The following is a 1,742-nucleotide window of genomic DNA, read 5'->3' on the forward strand; positions in this document are numbered from 1 at the left end:
GGTCTGAGGGAACTGCGCCGGGGCGTGTGAGCACGGCCAGCTCGCTTTTGCGGAGCAAGTCGAAAATTGCGGAGCGCTGGGAGCTGCAAGAAATCGCCCGAAACCGTTGGTGCCCGGAGCCGGAATCGAACCGGCATGACCTTGCGGTCGGCGGATTTTAAGTCCGATGCGTCTACCAGTTTCGCCATCCGGGCCTGCAGCGCGCGCCGATTGTAACGGAATCGCCGCCGCTGCCGCCGGCTAACACGGCTTTTACGCAACCGGACGCGGCGCTGGGTACAGTCCGCCAACGTTCCCGGGAATGGCGATATGCGTGCACGTGGCAGGCGATGGATCGGATGCAGTGCCGTGCTGGGGCTGATGCTGGCGATCGGCCCGGCCGCCGCGCAGCAGGGGCCTGCGCCCACCGGGGCGGTGGTGGACATGGCGACGGTGCAGGTGACCGGCGAACAACCCGGCCCCGGCCTCTGGAAGGTCACCGCTCCACAGGGGCATGTGTTGTGGATCCTGGGCACGGTCTCGCCGTTGCCGAGCGGTGTGCAATGGCGCTCCGACGAAGTGGAGCGGACCATTGCCAGCGTCGACCATGTGCTGGGCGATCCGGGTTTCGCCCTCGATGCGAAGATCGGTGTGTTCAAGGGTCTGACCCTGCTGCCACTGGCGTTGAAGACCGCGCGCGATCCGCAGGGGCGCACGCTTGACCAGATCCTGCCGCCGGCAACGCACGCGCGCTGGCTCGGCCTGAAACAGACCTACCTAGGCAATGACCGTGGCGTGGAAAAGGACCGTCCGCTGGTGGCCTCCGGCCGCTTGTACCAGGCCTTCCTCAAGCGCAACGGCCTGCGTGATGGCAAGCAGGTCAAGGAAGCACTCGGGCGCGCGTACAAGGCGCACGATCTGAAGCCGGAAGACGTGCAGGTCAAGCTGAAGGTCGACGACATCCGTGGCACGTTGAAGGAGCTGCAGGCCACCGAAGTCGATGACCGCGCGTGTTTCGAACGCACGCTCGACACGGTGGAATTCCAGGCACCGGTGCTGCGCGAGCGCGCCAACGCCTGGGCGCTGGGGGATGTCGCGGCACTGCGCCGGCTGTCGGGTTCGGCGATGGCCCAGACCTGCCGCGAACTGCTGCAGGATTCGGCCTTCGTGCGCCGGCGCGGCTGGAGCGATATGCCGCAGCAGGTACGCACGCGCTGGCTGCAGGGCGTGGATGCGGCGCTGAGCCGTCATCCAGGCACCTTCGCGACGGTGCCGGTCAGCCTGCTGCTGGGCGAGGGCTATCTGGATGCGCTGGTGCAACGCGGTTATCAGGTCGAGTCGCCGCCGGAATAGCCAACGCTTGAAGTCCTCGTGCTTCCTGTCATATTCCTCTGCACTCAGGAGGGGAGTGATGGACATGCCGTTGCATGCGTACGCTTATGTCAGCACGGCCAGGGAGGGACTGGACGTGCCCGAGCTCGATGCATTGCTGGCCGATGCGACCGCGTTCAACCGCATGGCCGGGGTGACCGGGGCGTTGATGTTCGATGGCAGCCGTTTCCTGCAGTACATCGAAGGCCCACGGGATGGGCTGGCTTCGGTGCACGCGCGGATCGGCAACGCGCGTCGCCACGGCAGCATCATCCAGCTTGCCGCAGGCCCGATCCCGAGCCGCTGGTTCCCGCGCTGGACGATGGCCAACCGGCACGTGGATGCGGCGACGCTGGGCAGCATCGTGGCGGCCCCGTGGCATGGTTTCAGTC

2 protein-coding genes and 1 tRNA gene are annotated in these 1,742 nt (G+C 66.5%); 2 read left to right on the top strand and 1 reads right to left on the bottom strand.

Features of this window, described 5'->3' with window-relative positions; all coding sequences use genetic code 11:
• Positions 1–107: 107 nt before the first annotated feature.
• A tRNA-Leu gene (locus tag AC1VAN_RS20845) sits at positions 108–194 on the bottom strand.
• A gap of 154 nt (positions 195–348) precedes the next feature.
• On the opposite strand from AC1VAN_RS20845, the gene AC1VAN_RS20850 reads away from it, so the two are divergent.
• Positions 349–1,332 (top strand): TraB/GumN family protein, encoded by a 984-nt coding sequence (locus AC1VAN_RS20850; RefSeq protein ID WP_051585028.1) that lies wholly within the window; start codon positions 349–351, stop codon positions 1,330–1,332.
• 58 nt (positions 1,333–1,390) lie between these two features.
• Positions 1,391–1,742: BLUF domain-containing protein (locus AC1VAN_RS20855; RefSeq protein WP_480986640.1), on the top strand; the 352-nt coding region annotated here is incomplete at its 3' end.

The sequence above is a fragment of the Stenotrophomonas sp. 05L44_2 genome, from assembly GCF_056665995.1.